This window comes from Aeromonas sp. FDAARGOS 1405, assembly GCF_019048265.1.
Classification (GTDB): Bacteria; Pseudomonadota; Gammaproteobacteria; order Enterobacterales; family Aeromonadaceae; genus Aeromonas; species Aeromonas veronii_A.
Window position 1 is genome coordinate 2,468,078 of sequence record NZ_CP077311.1, and the last position, 17,302, is coordinate 2,485,379.

Annotated in this window: 15 protein-coding genes; 5 read left to right on the plus strand and 10 right to left on the minus strand. The window is 61.1% G+C overall.

Annotation, left to right across the window (positions count from 1 at the left end):
* Positions 1 to 158: 158 nt before the first annotated feature.
* Positions 159 to 1,517: a tRNA lysidine(34) synthetase TilS gene (gene tilS, locus I6L35_RS11690; RefSeq protein ID WP_216978233.1), complete on the plus strand. Its 1,359-nt coding sequence runs from the start codon at positions 159 to 161 to the stop codon at positions 1,515 to 1,517.
* Between the two features lie 80 nt (positions 1,518 to 1,597).
* On the opposite strand, the gene I6L35_RS11695 is transcribed toward tilS, so the two are convergent.
* The gene (locus I6L35_RS11695; RefSeq protein ID WP_005347848.1) at positions 1,598 to 2,500 is read right to left on the minus strand and encodes a GGDEF domain-containing protein; all 903 of its coding nucleotides are present in this window, start codon (positions 2,498 to 2,500) and stop codon (positions 1,598 to 1,600) included.
* A gap of 118 nt (positions 2,501 to 2,618) precedes the next feature.
* Between I6L35_RS11695 and I6L35_RS11700 the strand changes: the two genes are divergently transcribed.
* Positions 2,619 to 4,571, plus strand: coding sequence for a monovalent cation:proton antiporter family protein (locus I6L35_RS11700; RefSeq protein WP_216978234.1), 1,953 nt, complete (start codon positions 2,619 to 2,621; stop codon positions 4,569 to 4,571).
* A gap of 28 nt (positions 4,572 to 4,599) precedes the next feature.
* On the opposite strand, the gene I6L35_RS11705 is transcribed toward I6L35_RS11700, so the two are convergent.
* The 4 genes from I6L35_RS11705 to I6L35_RS11720 all read right to left on the minus strand — a co-directional run bounded on the left by I6L35_RS11705 (position 4,600) and on the right by I6L35_RS11720 (position 8,172).
* The gene (locus I6L35_RS11705; RefSeq protein ID WP_158111224.1) at positions 4,600 to 5,745 is read right to left on the minus strand and encodes a patatin-like phospholipase family protein; all 1,146 of its coding nucleotides are present in this window, start codon (positions 5,743 to 5,745) and stop codon (positions 4,600 to 4,602) included.
* Positions 5,746 to 5,857: 112 nt separating this feature from the next.
* On the minus strand, positions 5,858 to 6,736 hold the full coding sequence (locus tag I6L35_RS11710; protein ID WP_216978235.1) for an alpha/beta hydrolase: 879 nt from the start codon (positions 6,734 to 6,736) through the stop codon (positions 5,858 to 5,860).
* A gap of 81 nt (positions 6,737 to 6,817) precedes the next feature.
* Entirely contained in the window at positions 6,818 to 7,414 is a 597-nt protein-coding gene (locus I6L35_RS11715) for a TetR/AcrR family transcriptional regulator (RefSeq protein WP_216978236.1), read from the minus strand.
* A 113-nt stretch (positions 7,415 to 7,527) separates the two neighbouring features.
* Positions 7,528 to 8,172 carry a response regulator transcription factor gene (locus I6L35_RS11720; RefSeq protein WP_201937267.1) on the minus strand — a complete coding sequence of 215 codons (645 nt, stop codon included), beginning with the start codon at positions 8,170 to 8,172 and terminating at the stop codon, positions 7,528 to 7,530.
* A 171-nt stretch (positions 8,173 to 8,343) separates the two neighbouring features.
* On the opposite strand from I6L35_RS11720, the gene I6L35_RS11725 reads away from it, so the two are divergent.
* Positions 8,344 to 8,970, plus strand: coding sequence for a glutathione S-transferase (locus I6L35_RS11725; RefSeq protein WP_216978237.1), 627 nt, complete (start codon positions 8,344 to 8,346; stop codon positions 8,968 to 8,970).
* A 75-nt stretch (positions 8,971 to 9,045) separates the two neighbouring features.
* Here I6L35_RS11725 and I6L35_RS11730 read toward each other — a convergent pair whose 3' ends face one another.
* From I6L35_RS11730 to I6L35_RS11750, 5 genes are all read right to left on the minus strand, one after another.
* Positions 9,046 to 11,157, minus strand: coding sequence for an alpha-amylase (locus tag I6L35_RS11730; RefSeq protein WP_216978238.1), 2,112 nt, complete (start codon positions 11,155 to 11,157; stop codon positions 9,046 to 9,048).
* 229 nt (positions 11,158 to 11,386) lie between these two features.
* On the minus strand, positions 11,387 to 12,553 hold the full coding sequence (locus I6L35_RS11735) for a hypothetical protein (RefSeq protein ID WP_216978239.1): 1,167 nt from the start codon (positions 12,551 to 12,553) through the stop codon (positions 11,387 to 11,389).
* On the minus strand, positions 12,553 to 12,924 hold the full coding sequence (locus I6L35_RS11740) for a GtrA family protein (RefSeq protein WP_216978240.1): 372 nt from the start codon (positions 12,922 to 12,924) through the stop codon (positions 12,553 to 12,555). Before I6L35_RS11740 ends, I6L35_RS11735 begins: the two co-directional genes overlap by 1 nt.
* On the minus strand, positions 12,921 to 13,940 hold the full coding sequence (locus I6L35_RS11745; protein WP_216978241.1) for a glycosyltransferase family 2 protein: 1,020 nt from the start codon (positions 13,938 to 13,940) through the stop codon (positions 12,921 to 12,923). The genes I6L35_RS11740 and I6L35_RS11745 overlap by 4 nt, the downstream gene beginning before the upstream one ends.
* A 55-nt stretch (positions 13,941 to 13,995) precedes the next feature.
* Entirely contained in the window at positions 13,996 to 14,541 is a 546-nt protein-coding gene (locus I6L35_RS11750; RefSeq protein WP_041202288.1) for a hypothetical protein, read from the minus strand.
* 316 nt (positions 14,542 to 14,857) lie between these two features.
* On the opposite strand from I6L35_RS11750, the gene I6L35_RS11755 reads away from it, so the two are divergent.
* On the plus strand, positions 14,858 to 15,622 hold the full coding sequence (locus tag I6L35_RS11755; protein WP_216978242.1) for an ABC transporter substrate-binding protein: 765 nt from the start codon (positions 14,858 to 14,860) through the stop codon (positions 15,620 to 15,622).
* 92 nt (positions 15,623 to 15,714) lie between these two features.
* Positions 15,715 to 17,199: a murein L,D-transpeptidase gene (locus I6L35_RS11760; protein ID WP_216978243.1), complete on the plus strand. Its 1,485-nt coding sequence runs from the start codon at positions 15,715 to 15,717 to the stop codon at positions 17,197 to 17,199.
* The last annotated feature ends 103 nt before the right edge of the window (positions 17,200 to 17,302 follow it).

A 17,302-nucleotide genomic window follows, 5' to 3' on the forward strand; every position in this document is an offset into this window, starting at 1 on the left:
TGTTTGCTTCCCTGCCCATCTTCCTTGCTCCAACCGGTTGTGCGACCGCCTTGCGGCCAGCCTGGTGGAGAGGGCGGGCGAGCCTCACTCTAGCAGCAGGGTTGCAGCTTGATAAGCCCGACTCTGCTAAGATCGGCCGGTCCGTTTTGGGGAAGCCTATGATTTCTCATCTTTATTCTCGCTTTTGTCTGACTATGCCAGCGCCGGAAGGTTCCACCGGTCTGCTGGTGGCCTTCAGTGGCGGCCTCGACTCCACCCTGCTGCTGGTGCTGGCGGCGCAGTATGCCCGCGAGCACAGCCTGCCACTTCGCGCCCTGCACGTGCACCACGGCCTCAGTCCCCATGCCGATGAGTGGGTCGCTCATTGTGAAGCCGTGTGTCAGCAATTGGCGGTGGAGCTGCTGGTCGAGCGGGTAACCCTTGCCCGTGGCAATGGCGAGAGTCTGGAGGCGCAGGCGCGCACCGCCCGTTACCAGCGGCTGACTGCCCGGATGCGGGAGGGGGAGTGGCTGCTCACCGCCCACCATCAGGACGATCAGCTGGAAACCCTGCTGCTGGCCCTCAAGCGCGGCGCCGGTCTGCGCGGGCTGGCGGGGATCTTGCCAAGCCAGCCCTTTGCCGGCGGCCTGTTGCTGCGCCCGCTGCTCGATATGAGTCGCGCCGAGCTGGGAGAGGCGGCGGCGAGCCTCCCCTTTGGCTGGGTGGAGGATGAGAGCAATCTGGACGTGAGTTATGACCGCAACTTTTTGCGCCAGACGCTTATCCCCCAGCTCAAGGCGCGCTGGCCCGCCATGGCCCAGACCGCGGCGCGCAGCATGGCCCTGTGCGCCGAGCAGGAGGCGCTGCTGGATGAGCTGGCCGAGAGTGACTGGCAGCTGGCGGGCGAGGGGGAGGCGCTCCATATCGGTCCGCTGCACGCCCTTTCACCCACCCGGCGCAACAATCTGCTGCGCTACTGGATCCGCCGGCAGGGGGGCGAGATGCCATCCCGTGAGCAGCTTGCCCGGCTGTGGCAGGAGGTCGCGTTGGCGCGCGGCGATGCCAATCCCCAGCTCAACTGGGGGCGCCAGAGCTGTCGCCGTTATCAGGAGCGGCTCTATCTGGTGAGCTCTGACCTGCAACCCTGTCATCAGGTATTGCCGCTGACCGTGGGTGAGCCGCTGACCCTGCCGGACGGGTTGGGCGAGCTGGTGGTGCGCATGGCGGAGCACTGCGAGGGGCTGCTGCGTGCCCCCCGAGCGGATGAGCCGCTCTCGGTGCGTTTTCAGGTGGCGCCCGGGATCCCCCTCAAACCGGTGGGGCGAAGCGGCAGTCGGCGGATGAAGAAGCTGCTGCAGGAGTATGGCGTGCCTTCGTGGCAGCGGGGGCGCATCCCCATCCTTTACTATGGCGAGCAGGTGGCGGCGGTGGTGGGGCTCTTTGTCTGCGATGGTTTTATGGCGCAGGGGGCCGGGCTGGTCTGTCACTGGCAGGAGAGCGGTGCAGCCCCCATTCTGCCTGAGCTGGATCTCCCCTGACTTGATCGGGGGTTAACTCCCCAAAAAAAGAAGCTCCGGTCACATGGCGCGCATGTGCCGGAGCAAAGAAGAGTTCGGGATTATTCGTTAGGGCTGGCCTTGCCGGCTTTTTTGCGGGCGTAGAGGTGACTGTCGGCCGCCTCGTAGAGGCTCGGCACATCGACCCCGGATTGCCAGCTGGCGGCGCCAAGGCTGCATCCGACCGAGAAGGTGCTGAGCTCCTTGTTGGTCATCAACATATGCTGCAGTCGCAGCCAGACCGGGCGCCACGCCTCGGGTTCGGCCGGTTGCAGCAGCAGGGCAAATTCATCTCCCCCGAGCCGGAAGGCTTGATCCGTGCTGCGGATACACCCCTTGAGCAGCTGGGCAAAACGGCTCAGCACCAGATCCCCCACCGGATGACCCCAGGTGTCATTGATCTGCTTGAAGCGATCGAGATCCAGCAGCACCAGCACCAGACCGTGGGGCTCGCGGCTGTGCTGCTCGATGGCGCGACCGATGGCCTCGTCAAAGTAGGAGCGGTTGCCAAGGCCGGTCAGGTGATCGAGCCGGACCAGCTGATCCAGTTTTTCCAGCCGCAGATAGAGGGGCAGCAGCAGGCAGAGCAGCTGATGGTATTGCATCAGTACCCGTTGCTGGCTGCCGCTCAGCGGATGTTCCAGCTCGTAGTGGAGCTGGCCGAGCAGCTGGCCATGCTGACCGCGCAGCTCGAACGGATAGTTGTGCAGGTTGAGGGTGGCCAGAGGCGGGTGCTGGATCAGCACATGGGGCTGGCCACAATCGAGGTAGAGACCGTGGATCCTGACAATTCTTGCCGCACGATCGGCAAAAGTTGTCAGCAGACCGCCGAGATCGCTCTGCCCCAACAACTGCTCGAGCAACTGGTTGCGTTCAACGCTGGGCAACGGCGTGAGCCGCTCCATCTGGCGAACCCACTGCTCGATGCCATGGCTAAAGCCATTAAGTGACGACGTATTTTCCATGGTCTTCCACCTGTAACACCTGACTACTGTCTCCTCCGTGCAATTGGCATGCCCAATATATCTTTCCTGCCCGCCAGATCGGCTGACTAAGCTTAAGTCGATAAAAGGAGAGGGAAATTTGTACACCGACCTGTTGATCCTGCTGTTCGCCGCCGTGCTGCTGGTGGCAACTTTCCGGCGCCTCGGCTTGCCGGTGATCCTCGCCTACCTGATTGCCGGCGTGTTGCTCGGCCCCCACGGGCTGGCGGTGATCACCGGCCAGTCGATCATGCAGACCATTGCCGAGCTCGGGATCGTCTTTCTGATGTTCTCGCTGGGGCTGGAGTTCTCCCTGCCGAAATTGCTGGCGATGCGCCGGTTGGTGCTGGGGGTCGGGGTGCTGCAGGTGCTGCTCACCTCGCTGCTCTTTTTTGCCATCGGCTGGTGGTGGGGGCTGGGTTTGGCCCAGTCGCTGGTGGTGGCGGGGACGCTGGCGCTCTCCTCCACGGCGGTGGTGATCAAGCAGCTCGGCGAGCAGAAGCAGCTCCATACCCGCCGAGCCCAGCTGGGGGTGAGCGTGCTGCTGTTTCAGGATCTGGCGGTGGTGCCCCTGCTGGTGATGATCCCGATCCTCGCCCAGCCTGAAGTACAGGGGAGTGCCCTGGCCGCCGAGATCGCCTGGGCCACCCTCAAGGGGTTGTTTGCCTTGCTCACCCTGCTGGCGGTCGGCAAGTGGTTGCTGCCGCTGCTGTTTCACGAGGTGGCGCGGGCCCGCTCCGACGAGTTGTTCGTGCTTAGTGCCCTGCTGGTGGCGCTGCTGGCTGCCTACATGACCCATTCGCTCGGGTTGTCGATGGCGCTGGGGGCGTTTCTGGCGGGGATGATGCTGGGGGAGTCTCACTACCGTCATCAGCTGGAGGTAGACATCAAGCCCTTTCGCGATGTGCTGATGGGGCTCTTCTTTATCACCATCGGCATGGCCATGGAGTGGGAGCTGGTGGCGCGGGCTTGGTGGCAGGTGCTGATCTGCGTGGTGCTGCTGGTGCTGTGCAAATCCCTGCTGGTACTGCTGGCCGGGCGGCTGATGGGGGAGCGCAAGCGCGACAGCATGGCCGCCGGCATCATGCTCAGTCAGGTGGGGGAGTTTGGCTTCGTGCTGCTGGCGCTGGCGTTGCACCACGGCCTGCTGGATCAGCAACTGGTCTCCCTGCTGATCGGCATCGGCATCATCTCCATCGCCATGACCCCCTGGCTGGTGACCCAGGCCCATTCGCTGGCTCGCAGCCTCACCGATCCGGCGCTGCTGACCCGCTCCGAGGTGGCCCAGTCGGGCCTGAGCAAAAACCAGCATGTCATCATCGCCGGGTTTGGCCGGGCGGGGCAGACCTGCGCCCGCTTCCTCAAAATCGAAGAGATCCCCTTTCTGGCCCTCGATCTCGACCCCGAGCGGGTGAGCGAGGCCAAGCTGGCGGGGGAGCAGGTGGCCTTCGGCGATGCCAGCCGCCGCGATATTCTGCTGGCTGCCGGGCTGTTGCGGGCACGGCTGGTGATCATCACCTTCGATGACCGCAAGCGGGTTGAGGCGATGCTGGCACTGATCCGCGAACTGGCGGGGGATCTCAAGGTGCTGGTGCGCACCCGGGATGACAGCTTTCTGGAGCAGTACAAGCAGGCGGGGGCTTTCGAGGTGATTCCCGAATCCCAGGAGGGTGCCCTGATGCTGGTCTCCCACCTGCTGCTCAACTGCGATATCCCAATTGGCCGGGTGATCCGTCGGATGGAGCTGGAGCGCAGCAACCAGTATCGCTTCCTGCACGGCTTCTACTGGGGGGATCAGAGTGCCAGCAATCTGGAGGCAGATCAGCTGCTTGAACGCCTCCATCCGCTGTTGCTGCACGATCAGGCGTGGGCGGTAGGCCGTGAAGTGCGCGAGCTGCCGCTTGATGAGGTGCGGATCAAGGAGGTGCAGCGCGCGGATCAGAGCCTGGAGCCCAGACCCGAGCTGGTGCTGGCGGCCGGTGATCGGCTGATCCTGTTTGGTACCGTGGTGGCGATGGAACAGGCTGAGCAGCGTTTGCTGGAGGGGCGCTGAGCACCCTCGCACTCATCGTCTGCCCCCTTTACTCCCGCTCTTTTGGTAGCCCTTCGATATCGAGGAAGGCGACGACCCGCTCCCGCTCCCTCAGGGTGTCCTGATAGCCCAGCTTGATCAGCTGTTGGCAATAACCCGGATAGAACATCAAAAAGCTGGCCAGACTGCTGGTCTCATCCCCCTTCACGCCCAGCACCCGCAACAGGCGGCGCAACTTTAGCGGTAGTTTGCGCAGGTAGGCCAGTGCGATGGTGTCGAGATCCTGACTCGGTTTCAGCACGCAGGTCTCCACCCGCTTCAGCTTGAGGCGATTGCGCTCCCGCTCAGGGATCAGATCCAGAGTCTGGTTGATGCGCCACAGCCGCTCCAAATCAGAGTTGAGAGTGTCGGTAAAGACGGTATCGAGCAGATGGCTGGCGATATTGGAGCTGGTGAGATGGCCGTGATGATGGGTCGGCGCCGAGTGGGCTGGCGGATCCAGGGTGATCAGCAGGATCCGCTCCGCCCCCAGATGGATGGCGGGGCTGAGTGGGCTCAGCTGGTGGATGGAGCCATCGCCGTAGAACTTCTCGCCGATCCGGGTGGCCGGAAAGACGAAGGGGAGCGCCGAGGAGGCGAGCAGATGCTCAGATGTAAGCACGGTGCGCACCCCGCGCCGTCTGGCCCGCTCCCACGGATGGTGGTCAGCCCGCCCCTGAAAGAAGGTGGTCGAGAGACCGTCGTCATAATCCGACGCCGTGATGGCCAGCGCCTCCAGACTGCCGTAGAGGATGTTGTCATCGATGCGGTGATAGTCGATGAGCTGATCCAGCAGGCGGCGCAGCGGGGCGTTATCAAAGAGCTGAAAAGCGTGGTTGGTGTGGGGATTTATCAGCCCTGCCGAGCCTTCATACATCAACCGCCACAGCAGGCGCCCCGGGTGAAAATCGAAGATGTGGTGCGTCTCGAAGCGCCGCCAGACCCACTCCAGCTTGCGCACCCCCAGATGGAAGCAGGAGGCGTAGCAGGCGAGCGCGGTGACGTTGATGGCCCCCGCCGAAGTGCCGCACAGGATGGGAAAAGGGATGCCGAGATTGCGCGGGTAGAGCTCCGCAATCGCCTTGAGGGCGCCGACCTGATAGGCGGCGCGAGCACCGCCACCGGTGAGCAACAACGCTGTATTGGGTCTGGCCATATGCTGGCGCCTTATTGTGTCCTGACAAGAATGTTCCCACTGACAAATTAACTATAAGGCGCTGTATCAAATATAAAAACGGGCGCTGGCCCGTTTTTTTCATGGCCCCATGTCAAAGGGCGCGGTGAGGATTTTCCGGTCGAGCCAGCTGATCGAAGGCGGCGAATACCGGGGCGCTGGCGAGGATACGACCGTGGCCCAGACCCCGGGTGCTCACCAGCCGGGTATGACCATCCTGACTGGCCCGCAAGGAATCGCCGTGCGGAGCAAATCTGTCCTCCTCGTCGTGCACTATCATCGCCGCGCCGCTGCGACTAGCGAGGCGACCCAGTGGATCGACCGTGCTCAAGGGGTGCTGGTACTCTTGCTCAATCTCCTTGACCACCGCATCGAACAACCGGATGGAGTAGCCGGAGCGCGCCACCATGCCGTAGAGTTGGGGCACATAGTCGAGCACTGGCGAAATCAACAGCAGCGGCAGGGTATCGATACCCGGCTGACGGCTGGAGAGGGTGACGGCGCCCCCCATGCTGTGGGCGATGATCCCGTGCAGCGGACCTGCTTCGCTGGCCAGCTTGGTCGCCAGCTCGTCGAAGGCGCGCACGAAGCGGGGCAGATGGCCAGTGTTGCCTGCGCTCTGGCCGTGGGCCGGATGATCGTAGGCAATGGCGGTGAAACCCTGCGCGGCGATATGGCTCATCAGCGGATAGAACTGGCTAGCGCTGCCGGACCAGCCGTGCATCAGCAGCCACAGTGGCCCCTGACCGAGCCGATAGCTCATCAATAACCCTTCGCTGGTATGGACGGCCTGCTTCACCAGACCCGCAGGCTCGTGGTCATCCCGCTGGTTGCGCTGGGGGGTGAGCAACAACTTGCTGGCGGTACGCTTGGCATGGGTAGGGGCGAGTCTGTGGTGCAACCGGGTACCGATCCCCAGCAGCCATTTGCTCGGGCTGAAGCGGCGGGTGTTGAAGTAGATCTTGCTGCTCATGTTCATCCTGTGGTTTTTATGTGCGAACGGTCGTGCTTTTTATCGGTTTTTAAAAAGTCGTGTTGAACGGATGCCAAAACATCAGCGCCAGCTGGCGAGCAGAGCGTCCACTTCGGGCCAGAAGTGGCGGGCCGGATCCTGACACAGTTCGAGATCGTTGAACACCTGATCCGCCAGATAGAGGCCATAGAGGCGGTAAACGGCGCGCCAGGGATCCATCTCCTGTCGCCACTCGCCTGCAGCCTGACCCTGCACCACCTGACGGGCCAGATAGTCGAGCCAGAAGCGCACCAGTTGCCGGGCGGCTTGCTGCACCTGGCTCTTTTGCTCATGGCCATCCTGCACCGAGGTCCAGGCGTCGAGAAACATGCAGCGTCCGGCGAAGCAGTGGTTCCACGCCTGCCAGGCCCGCAGCAGGGCGATCAGCTTGTCATGCTGGCTCTGGTGCTCCTGCTGGCGTACCGGCTGGATCACCCGCAGCCGGAACACCTCGGCGGCGTACTCCAGCACGGCGATCTGCAGATTGTCGCGGGATTGAAAGTGGGCAAACAGGCCGCTTTTCGACATCTCGCAGGCGCTGGCCAGCGAGCCGATGGTCAGGCTCTCCAGCCCTTGCTGGCTAGCCTGCTCAAAGGCGTTTTGCAAAATGTTTTCCCGGGTCAGGCGCCCTTTACTCATCCTTCTCTCCTCGTTGGCGCTGGCAGCATAAAGTACGATCGTGCTAATTGTCGAGCAACAAATAGCCAGCATGGCTGGCTATGTCGTCTCGCGCGTGTCACTGCGTGCGGGTTTCAGCTCTCCTTGATATCGAGCTGTTGCAGGGCGATAACCGCCTGAGTGCGGTTCTTGACCCCCAGTTTTCTGAAGATGGCGGTGATATGGGCCTTGATGGTGGCCTCGGAGACATTGAGCTCCCAGGCGATCTGCTTGTTGAGGCTGCCATCGCGCAGCATGATCAGCACCTTGTATTGCTGGGGGGTGAGGCTGGCCAGCTTGCTGGCGAAATCGGGGCCGTCTTCCGATTCAGGATGGAGCGAGATGCCTTCCGGCACCCAGTTATCCCCCCCGATCACCGTATTGAGGGCGTTGACCAGCTCCTTCATCGGCACCGACTTGGGGATAAAGCCGAGCGCCCCGAGCCGCAATACCTGCTGGATGATGGCCGCCTCTTCTGAGGCGGAGACCACCACGATGGGCAGGTCGGGATACTGGCCGCGCAGGTGGGCCAGCCCCTCGAAGCCATTGGCTCCCGGCATCTTGAGATCGAGCAGCAACAGGTCAACTTCGGGGTGCTCGCCGAGCAGGCTGGTCAGGCTGTCGATGGAGTCCGCTTCCAGCAATTGAGCGTCGTTGATGGCCATGTGCACCGCTTGGTAAAGGGCGCCCCGAAACAGGGGGTGGTCATCTGCGATGACGATGGTAAATTGGCTGTCCATATTTCGGTTAATGGCTCACATTGTTGCTAACTGATTGTTTTGAAAAATCAAACTAGCATCGCTCACCAAGAGGGTCAAACCCGCCGGTGCGCAAATGTGAAGCGACCATCGGATGTTTTGCCATCAAGGGCAGACAGGCCGGTCGCAGGCAACTCATGCAGGAGGCAACAGATGGGATCCTTGGTATTGGCGGTGGGCACCGGCTCCACCTGGGCGATGCGGGCGGCACTGGTGCTCGCCATGAGCGGGCTGACGTGGCAGGAGCAGGTGTTCGATCTGGAGGATGCCAAGTCGCTGGCGCGGCTCAAGCGGCTGGCACCGGCCGGTCTGGTGCCCTGGCTCGAACACGATGGCGTGCGGGTTCACGACTCGCTGGCCATCGCCGAATATGTTCACGAGCTCTGTCCCGACCGCCAGCTCTATCCGGTTTTGCTGGCCGAGCGGGCACTGGCTCGCAGCCTCTGCGCCGAGTTGCACGCGGGATTTCGGCAGATCCGTTCTCTGCTCCCCTTCTTTCTTGGGGCGCCAACCCGTATCGATCCCCCGGTGGAGGCGGTCGGTGAGCTGGCCCGTTTGCAGGAGATCTGGTCGCAGGCGCGGGGCCCCTTCTACTTTGGCGAGGCGGGCATTGTCGATGCCTTCTATGCCGTGATGGCCTATCGACTGGCCAGCTACGGCATCCTGTTGCCCGGTCAGGCGGGGGCGTATCAGCAGGTGCTGCTCTCTTGGCCTCTGTGGCAGGAGACCCTGCTCAAGGCGCGGTTGCAGTGGCCGGTGGCGGCGCGCCAGTCACAGTGAACCTTGGCAGATAGATAAACGAGAGAGGGGAGCCAGTGGCTCCCCTCTCTGCTGCAGGTCAATGTGGCTCAAGGGTTACTTCTGCCGGCCGGCAAAGACCACCACCACCTTGTCATCCCCCTTCTCCCGCACAAAGGCGTAGGGGGCATCCGAGAGTTTCTGGTGGTTGCCTGCCGCAATGGCCGGATGGGCGGCGCGGAACTGGCCCAGTTGCTGCCAGTGCTTGACCAGCTCAGCCTTGTCTCCGCTGGCCAGCTCCTGCCAGTTCATGTCCGAGCGCAGCGCCTGATCGAACACCCCGCCATCCTTGGCCAGCCCGCGGCCGGACTCGTCGCCGTAGTAGAGCTGGATACCGCCCGGCAGCAGCATAAAGCTGTTGGCGACCCGGCGCTGTAGCGGCACATCCTGATAGTCGCCAAAGAACAGCTTGGTGTCGTGGGAGCTGATGTAGCTCAACACGTTGAACTCGGGATCCTGATTGATGCGGCTGGCGTAGCTGGCATAGGTGGGCTCGGCGCTGGCCATGCACTGGGCCTGTGACAGTGCGAACTCGCGCTGATAGTCGAAGTTGATCAGGGAATCGAAACCGTTCTGATACCAGAAATCCTTGGCCACCCCGTGATCCCACACCTCGCCCACCATGTAGAAGGGCAGATCGTCGAGGGCCTTGCTCGGGTTCGCAGTCTTCCACTCCTTGAGCGCAGCGGTGCCCGCCTGCTTGAGCTTGGCCCACACTTCGGGCTCCAGATGCTTGACGGTGTCGGCGCGGAAGCCGTCGATACCAAAGCGGCGCACCCAGTCGGTGTGCCAGGCGATGAGATAGTCACTCACGGTAGCGTCGGGCTGCGCCTTGGCGAGGGTATCTTTTTTCGCCGCCAGCAACGGCGGCAGCCCTACCGGTTTGGCCGATTCGGTCAGAAAGTCCGGCAGCCCCGCCACCGAGCCGGTGACATCGTCGGTGCCGGGCTGCGGGTAGCCGGGCAGACCGGCGCGCACCCAGTCACCACTCCACCACTTGTTCCACGCGGGTGATTGATAGTCGATGAACTGGTTGTAGCCATGCCAGTTAAGGCCGCCGCTCGGTCGCCACTGGTTCCAGACGGTCGGCAGTTTGCCGCTGTTCTGGGTCAGTTCGGTGAGCCCGAGATCTTGCAGATCGGCGAGGGTGGCATAACCGGCGTGGTTCATCACCACGTCGAGGATGATCCGCATGCCGCGCTTGTGGGCCTCATCCACCAGGGTTTTCAGACTCTCTTCATCGCCGTAGTTGGGGTCAATCTTGGTGAAGTCGAGCGCCCAGTAGCCGTGGTAGGCGTAGAAGGGGAAATTGCCCTGCTCGCCGCCACCAATGAAGCCGTGAACCTGCTCCACCATGGGGGTGATCCAGATGGCGTTCATGCCGAGGCTCTTGATGTAGTCGAGCTTCTCGGTCAGCCCCTTGAAGTCACCGCCATGCCAGGTGGCTACCTCATCCTGTCCATCCTTCTGGCGGCCGAAGCTGTTGTCGTTGGCGGGGTCGCCGTTGTGGAAGCGGTCGGTCAGCAGAAAATAGACGCTCGCGTGATCCCAGCTGAACGGTGCTGGCTTTGCTGCCTTGACCGGCTCGAGCAGCAGCAGGCCGCCGCTCTCTTTGCTCGGGGTCAGGGTCAGTTTGCCCTGTTTGACTACCGCCTCCTGTTTTGAGTAGGCATCCCTCAGTCGGGTGCCGTCGGGCCAGACCCCTTTGAGCGACACAGTGACCGGGCCGCCATCCCAGCTGATGCAGGGCTCTTCTGGTGGCTGGCGCTTGAACTCGCTCTTCTTGGTCGCCCGCAACACCTTGAGGCTGGGGATATCCGGGTTGAAGGTGAACTGATACTCCCCGGCCAGCATCACCCGCAGGGTAAAGCTGTGATCCTTGCTGCATTTGTCCATGGGCTGGGCGGTGCCGAAGGAGAGTGGCTTGCTCTCACTCGGGCCAAAGCTGGTGCCGCAACTGTTGCCTGCGTCGCTGATGCGGATCTGGTGGCTCCCCTTGGCAAGGGGATGGATCAGCTCCACCGTACCCTTGTCCAGCGCGATCGGAGTCGCCACCGGCTGACCATCTACATAGAGGCGAACCTCGGGGGCAGCCATCGCCTGTTGGATGAACAGAGGGGCGGCCAGCAGGGCGAGCCAGAGAGGGGATAAGTGATGAGCACGACGCATAAGCCATTCCTTGAGCAGGGCAGTTCGGACAAGGGCCCATTCTAGGAGCAGCAAAGCGCGCCTTGGATCGGCAAAACGCCGATTTGTGACATCAGTTCAAATGGTTACGTTTTCAAGCCGAGGAAAGTGTGACGGGGAAGTGGTGGGATGCTTTGTCGATAAAAATAGCGGCCATAAAAAAATGCCGGTCAGGTGACCGGCATTTGGTGTGTCAGGCATTGTCGTCACATCAGACGGTGAAGAACTTGAAGTTGACGAAGGCCACCGCGATGAAGGAGGCAACCATGCCGCTGATGCATAGCACAGCAGGGCGGATGGCGGGCCAGCGATGGGTCAGCAGAATGATGGCCAGCAGGGTCGGGTAGAGCCCGAACATATAGCGTGGCATGGCGTTGAGGCCGGTCATCAGCGGGATGGTGCAGCAGATGAACATCAGTGTCGCTTCGGCCCAGCGCTTCTGGCTGAACAGGTAACCGTTCAGGCACCAGCCGAAGATCACCATGATGGAGAGGTAAGCCTTGCGGCCGCCCAGCTCGAAACCGCTCAGCCACCAGTCCAGCGGGCTGTCCATGTAGCGACCCCACGCCACCTGAATGTGCTTGAAGGCGAAAGCATCGCCGGTCAGGTGATAGAGGTAGACCATGTAGGCAAACAGGCCAAAGGGGATCATCCAGAGGGTGAACACCACCTTGAAGGCGCGCTCGGTAAAGCGGAAAAATTCCCGCCAGCCGTAGGCTTGCAGCGCCAGGATCAGCACCGGGAAGACCATCATCACCCCCAGGTTGCGGGTGGCGGAGATACAGACCCCCAGCACGGCCACCATCAGCCACTGCTCCCGATAGGCGAACAGGAACATCCCCAGCATCAGCGCCATAAAGGTCGACTCGGTATAACCGGAGACGAAGTAGGCGGAGAAGGGGGAGAAGGCGAGCAGCCAGACGCCGAAGCGGGCGGTATCGTCCCCCAGCTTGAGCTGACGCAACACCAGCAACATCAGCGGCAGGCTGGCGAAGAAGGAGATATTGGTAACAATGATGAGGCCGATCAGGCTCTCGACATTGAACAGGTTGGAGATGGCACCGGAGACCATCGGATAGAGCGGCATAAAGGCCCAGTTGGCCGCATTGCCCTTGCTCAGCCAGCGCGGGTAGAGGTCGTAGCCGTTTTCGATGATGCGCTGGAACCAGACGCAGTCGAACTGGCAATAGGCCTGCAGTGGCCCGATACCGGGAGTGCCATAGAGCTGGACACCGAAATAGCCCATGCCATAGAGGGCAACGCGGCTCAGCACGAAGGCGGCAATGATCATCAGCCAGTCACGGCCGCTGATGCGCAGTGACGGGCGATAGGGGAGGCTGTCCCCGGGCAGGGAAGCGGTATTGGTCATGTCATTCATCAGGCAAAAACCCAGACGCGAGAGAGGATGTAGGTGAGTACAGTAACGGTCAGGGTGGCGATGACCACCGGCAGTAGACCGGAGAGTCCCGCAAACAGCAGGCCGCTCAGGATCAGGTTACGCACCGCCAGCGAGAAGAGGGCAACCAGCAGAAACTTGCTGGCGGCTCCCTGCTTCTGGAAGGTGATGTAGCGGTGACCAAAGAAGGAGAACCAGAACGCGATGGCAAAAGCCAGCGTGGTAACCAGGTGCTCCGAGATGGTGGGCCAAGTATGAAACAGTGCGATGGAGGTGCCAAGGTCGACGAGGGTAGCCCCCCCGCCGACAAAACCGAAACGTACCAGCCGCCAGAATTCCTCGCGGGAGATCATTGCGGTGCTTGCTCCTGTTGCTCTTGCAGGTTGCTGTCAGCGCTCTGCGGTTTGCCAGCATCCTGCTTGGCATACTGGCCATAGACCCCTTCAATGAGGTAGACCGGGCGCTGTTTCACTTCCACAAACATGCGGCCGATGTATTCGCCGATGATGCCGAGCGACAGTAGTTGGATACCGCCGAGGAACAGCACCACGGACATCAGTGAGGCATAGCCGGGTACGTCGATGCCGAAGAAGATCACCTGGGTGATGATTTTCAGGATATAGAGGAAGGCAACCAGCGAGACGCTGACACCCACATAGCTCCAGACCCGCAGCGGCCAGCTGGAGAAGCTGAGCAGACCGTCGAGGGCGAAGTTCCACAGTTTCCAATAGTTGAACTTGGTTTCACCGGCGTGACGGGCCGGGCGCTCGTAGGGGACGCCAACGGCACGGAAACCGGCCCAGGCAAACAGACCCTTCATAAAGCGGTTGCGCTCCGGCAGCAGCTTGATCGCCTCGACCACTCGACGGTCGATCAGGCGGAAGTCACCGGCGTTCTCCGGCAGCTTGGTGCTGGTGGAGAGGGCGTTGAAGAAGCGGTAGAAGCCACCGGCAGTCAGGCGCTTCATCGGGGTATCGGCGCTGCGATCGACTCGGATGCCGTAGACGGTGTCATAGTCACCGGTCTGCCACAGTTTGACGAACTCCAGGATCAGGGCGGGCGGGTCTTGCAGATCCACATCCATCGGCACGATGGCATCCCCTTTGGCCTGATGCAGACCGGCGGTCAGGGCCGCTTCTTTACCGAAGTTGCGTGCCAGGTTGACCAGGGTCACGCGCGGGTCACGGGCGATGGCCTGCTCGACCACTTCACGGGTGCGGTCACGGCTGCCATCGTTGACGAATACAATTTCAAGCTGGTCTTTCAGCGGGGCCAGTTCGTTGTCTATCGCGTTGATGAAGGCATCGATGCTCTCTTCCTCGTTGTAAACGGGAACGACCAGAGAGAGTCGAAAATCTGGATGCGACATAAGAACGTCCTTATTTGGGATAGTTGTTTTTATAAAATGGTATTCGGGGCAAGGATCACTGGGCTACGGTCAAACGTACCGACTGCACATTGATGGGAGTAGGTGCCGAGAGCGCCAGAAAATTGGGGCGCTTGGGATCTGCCGTGAGCGAGTCGCCGGGCAGACTGAGGCGGATTTCGTTGATGCCCGCTTTGGCCAGTTTCACCGTGGTGGTGAAGTCGTGACCCAGCGCCACTTTCAACAGGGCACCGGCTTCCGGGCTGTTGATGCGGGCCTGTACGGTAAGCTGATCCGGATTGGCCGCCTGCTTGGGCAGCACAAAGTAGAGACCGCCCTGACCGCTAAGCAGGGTACCTTCGTCGCTCGGCTTCTTGGCCCAGCCTTCGCTGGAGAGGAAGCGGCTTGGCTTGGTCAGATTGAGCTCGTTACCCGGCTGATAGGTCATGCTGGAGTTGTGTTCCCAGAAGCGGGTTTTGCCTTCCAGATAATAGAGTTTGTAGGCCAGGCTCACGTTGGGGTGAGCAGCCAGATAGAGGGTGTAAAGATAAAAACCGCTTAACGCCAGAATGGCAGTCAAAAAACCGAACTTTTTGTACGTCATATCACTCTCTATGCCTGACAGAATGGGTAGGCCGATGTCGCGCATATGCTAATCCAATTGCAAAAAAAGCATAGTGGATCACAAAAAAATATTTGGTCACATATTAACCCCTTTTTACCCCTGTTCCAAACGTTGCTGTTTCCCGGTTAAACAGGTCTGGCGGGGCGCAGGTTGCCAGTAGTGCTCCGGCAGGGCAATTGGCAAATAGAAGCGCTTTGCTGCGTCATTTTCTAGCGGATGCGATAGTCATCTGGCTTCTATCGCCATTTTGCAGGGGGCGATTTATGATGACTCACTTATTCGTCAAGGATGACATATGAAGTGGCTCTCTTGCTGTCTGTTGCTTGGATTATGGGCGCCAATGGCATTGGCCAAGGCCCTGTGTCCCGAGCCCATTCAGGTCGGTTACGATAACTGGCCCCCCTACCATTATTACGAAGCCGACTCACCGCAAGAGGTGCGCGGTTATGCCGCCGAGGTGCTGACGGCTGTGCTCACTTCCATGCACTGCAAGGTCCACTATGTGGAGCTGCCCTGGAAGCGGGTACTGCACGAAATGGAATATGGCGAGATAGACATGGCGATGGAGGCGAATATCAATGATGAGCGCGCCCGTTATGCCTGGTTTTCCGACTCCTACAACCCGGGGCGCACCTTGCTGTGGATCCGCAAGGGCAGCCACTATCCCGAACAGGATCTGACGAGCTGGCTGGCCAGTGGTTACTCCCTCGGCGTCACCAAAGAGTACTTCTATGGTGAGGAAGTGATGTCGCTGCTCGCTCGCTATGCCAAACAGGTGAGTGCGGTGAGCGATCAGCAGAATTATGAGAAGCTGGCCCGCGGGCGGATCGACGGTTTCCTCGGTGACATGCTGGCTACCCCCAGCGCCCTTAACAAGGAGGGGATGAGCGGTCTGTTCACCAGCCACCCCATGGTGGTATCTGAATCGCCAAGCTTCTTTATGTTGGGCAAGCGCAGCTTTTCGCCGCAGTTCTTGCAACAATTCAATCAGGCGTTGGCGCGGTTCAAGGAGACAGATGCGTATGACATTATCTGGCAGCGTTATGCCCCCGAGCGCTAGCAAAGTATTGGCCGTTCACGCATCATGAGCGGCCTGAGCATCGGGTCTGCTTGTCAGGCCTGACAGAGTGAACAAACCGTTTTGAGGTACCCATGGGGATGAAGTATTGGCTGGCCCTTGCCAATCTGGTGTGGCTGGGATGTTTGCCCGCTGGCGCGGTACATGCGACCGAAGCACAAGTTGTGGTGGCGGCCAGTGAAACCGGACACGACTGGTATCAGGGCAGTCAGGCCGAACAGGCCCGTGTCGAGCTGGAGCAGCAGTTGCAAGAGGCTGTGCTTGCCCAGCTGCACCCCGATTTTTTCACGCTGTGGAAGCGCCTGCAGGCCACCCATACAGACAAGCGTGGTGCCATCTATGACGACATTTTTACCAAGCTGAGCCGTTTCCAGCACGCCTGGCGGGGGATGGATCTGGTCTCTCGCGAGCAGATGAAGACCCTTAAGCTCGATTTGAACCGCCCTGTGGTGACCCAACCCAGCGATGATGACCTGCTCACCCAAGTGAAATCTCTGCGCCCCCAGGTGGCGGAATACGAGGCGGTGCGGGCCAAAGTGCACAAACTGCTGGCAATGCCGATGGCCAGCAAGTGGCCGACCCTCGATATGCCAACCCTGCGTGCCGGAGAGCGCTCCACCGAGCTTGGCCAGATCCGCGCCATGCTCAACGAGCTGGGCGACAGCGCCCCGAGCCATGGTGATCAGATTTACGATGGTGATACCGAGCAGGCCATCAAGCAGTTCCAGCGTCGTCACGGTCTCACCGCGGACGGCATTATCGGCCGTCAGACCCGCTCCTGGCTCAATACCGGCCCGCAAGTGCGCGCCAGCCTGCTGCTGCGTAACCTGTGGCGTCGCGATCTGGTGGATCAACTCGCCGGTGGCCGCTACGTGCTGGTCAATATTCCTGACTACCGCCTGAGCGTGGTGGAGTCCGGCAACGAGGTGTTTACCAGCAGGGTCATCGTCGGCAAGGAGCAGCGGGCCACCCCCATTCTGGCCAGCGAAATTCGCTCCATCGTGCTCAACCCCTCCTGGCATGTGCCGCGCTCGATCCTGAGCAAGGACATCCTGCCCAAGCTGGGTCGCGATCCCGCGTACCTGAGTCGCGAGCAGTTCGAGGTGATCGACAGCGAGGGCAATCCGGTCCAGTTCACCGAAGAGGGGTGGCATCAGGCGCTGGCCGCCGGTTTCCCCTATCGCCTGCGGCAAAAGCCGGGGGATCACAATGCCCTGGGGCGCTACAAGTTCTACCTGCCCAACAATGACGCCATCTATCTGCACTCCACCCCGCGCAAGGCGCTGTTCGAACAGGGGGCGCGCGCCTTCAGTTCGGGTTGCATCCGGGTGGAGCATGCTGACGATCTGGCCGAGCTGTTGTTGGCGGACTCCCGCTATCAGCCGGACAAGGTGGCCAATATCCTCAAGGAGAGCCAGACCAAATGGTTGCCGCTTACCACGCCGATCCCGGTCTTTACCGTCTACTGGAGCAGCTGGATCGACGAAAATGGTCGCCAGCAACTGCGCAACGACATCTACGGATTTGATCGGGTCAGCTTCCAGAGCCGCCTGCTGTGATCCCTGCCACAGAGTGAAAAGCCCGGCCTGTGCCGGGCTTTTCTATGGGCGATTGTGGTTTGACAGCTCCCCCCGCCGGAGGGTAGTTTCAAGCGCCTGTATC

Coding starts and splice junctions, on each gene's coding strand:
- I6L35_RS11730 (WP_216978238.1), bottom strand. CDS start 11,157: ATGCGTCGTGCTCATCACTTATCCCCTCTCTGGCTCGCCCTGCTGGCC.
- I6L35_RS11745 (WP_216978241.1), bottom strand. CDS start 13,940: ATGTCGCATCCAGATTTTCGACTCTCTCTGGTCGTTCCCGTTTACAAC.
- I6L35_RS11725 (WP_216978237.1), top strand. CDS start 8,344: ATGGGATCCTTGGTATTGGCGGTGGGCACCGGCTCCACCTGGGCGATG.
- I6L35_RS11750 (WP_041202288.1), bottom strand. CDS start 14,541: ATGACGTACAAAAAGTTCGGTTTTTTGACTGCCATTCTGGCGTTAAGC.
- I6L35_RS11705 (WP_158111224.1), bottom strand. CDS start 5,745: ATGGCCAGACCCAATACAGCGTTGTTGCTCACCGGTGGCGGTGCTCGC.
- I6L35_RS11735 (WP_216978239.1), bottom strand. CDS start 12,553: ATGAATGACATGACCAATACCGCTTCCCTGCCCGGGGACAGCCTCCCC.
- I6L35_RS11755 (WP_216978242.1), top strand. CDS start 14,858: ATGAAGTGGCTCTCTTGCTGTCTGTTGCTTGGATTATGGGCGCCAATG.
- I6L35_RS11695 (WP_005347848.1), bottom strand. CDS start 2,500: ATGGAAAATACGTCGTCACTTAATGGCTTTAGCCATGGCATCGAGCAG.
- I6L35_RS11740 (WP_216978240.1), bottom strand. CDS start 12,924: ATGATCTCCCGCGAGGAATTCTGGCGGCTGGTACGTTTCGGTTTTGTC.
- I6L35_RS11720 (WP_201937267.1), bottom strand. CDS start 8,172: ATGGACAGCCAATTTACCATCGTCATCGCAGATGACCACCCCCTGTTT.
- I6L35_RS11715 (WP_216978236.1), bottom strand. CDS start 7,414: ATGAGTAAAGGGCGCCTGACCCGGGAAAACATTTTGCAAAACGCCTTT.
- I6L35_RS11760 (WP_216978243.1), top strand. CDS start 15,715: ATGGGGATGAAGTATTGGCTGGCCCTTGCCAATCTGGTGTGGCTGGGA.
- I6L35_RS11710 (WP_216978235.1), bottom strand. CDS start 6,736: ATGAGCAGCAAGATCTACTTCAACACCCGCCGCTTCAGCCCGAGCAAA.
- tilS (WP_216978233.1), top strand. CDS start 159: ATGATTTCTCATCTTTATTCTCGCTTTTGTCTGACTATGCCAGCGCCG.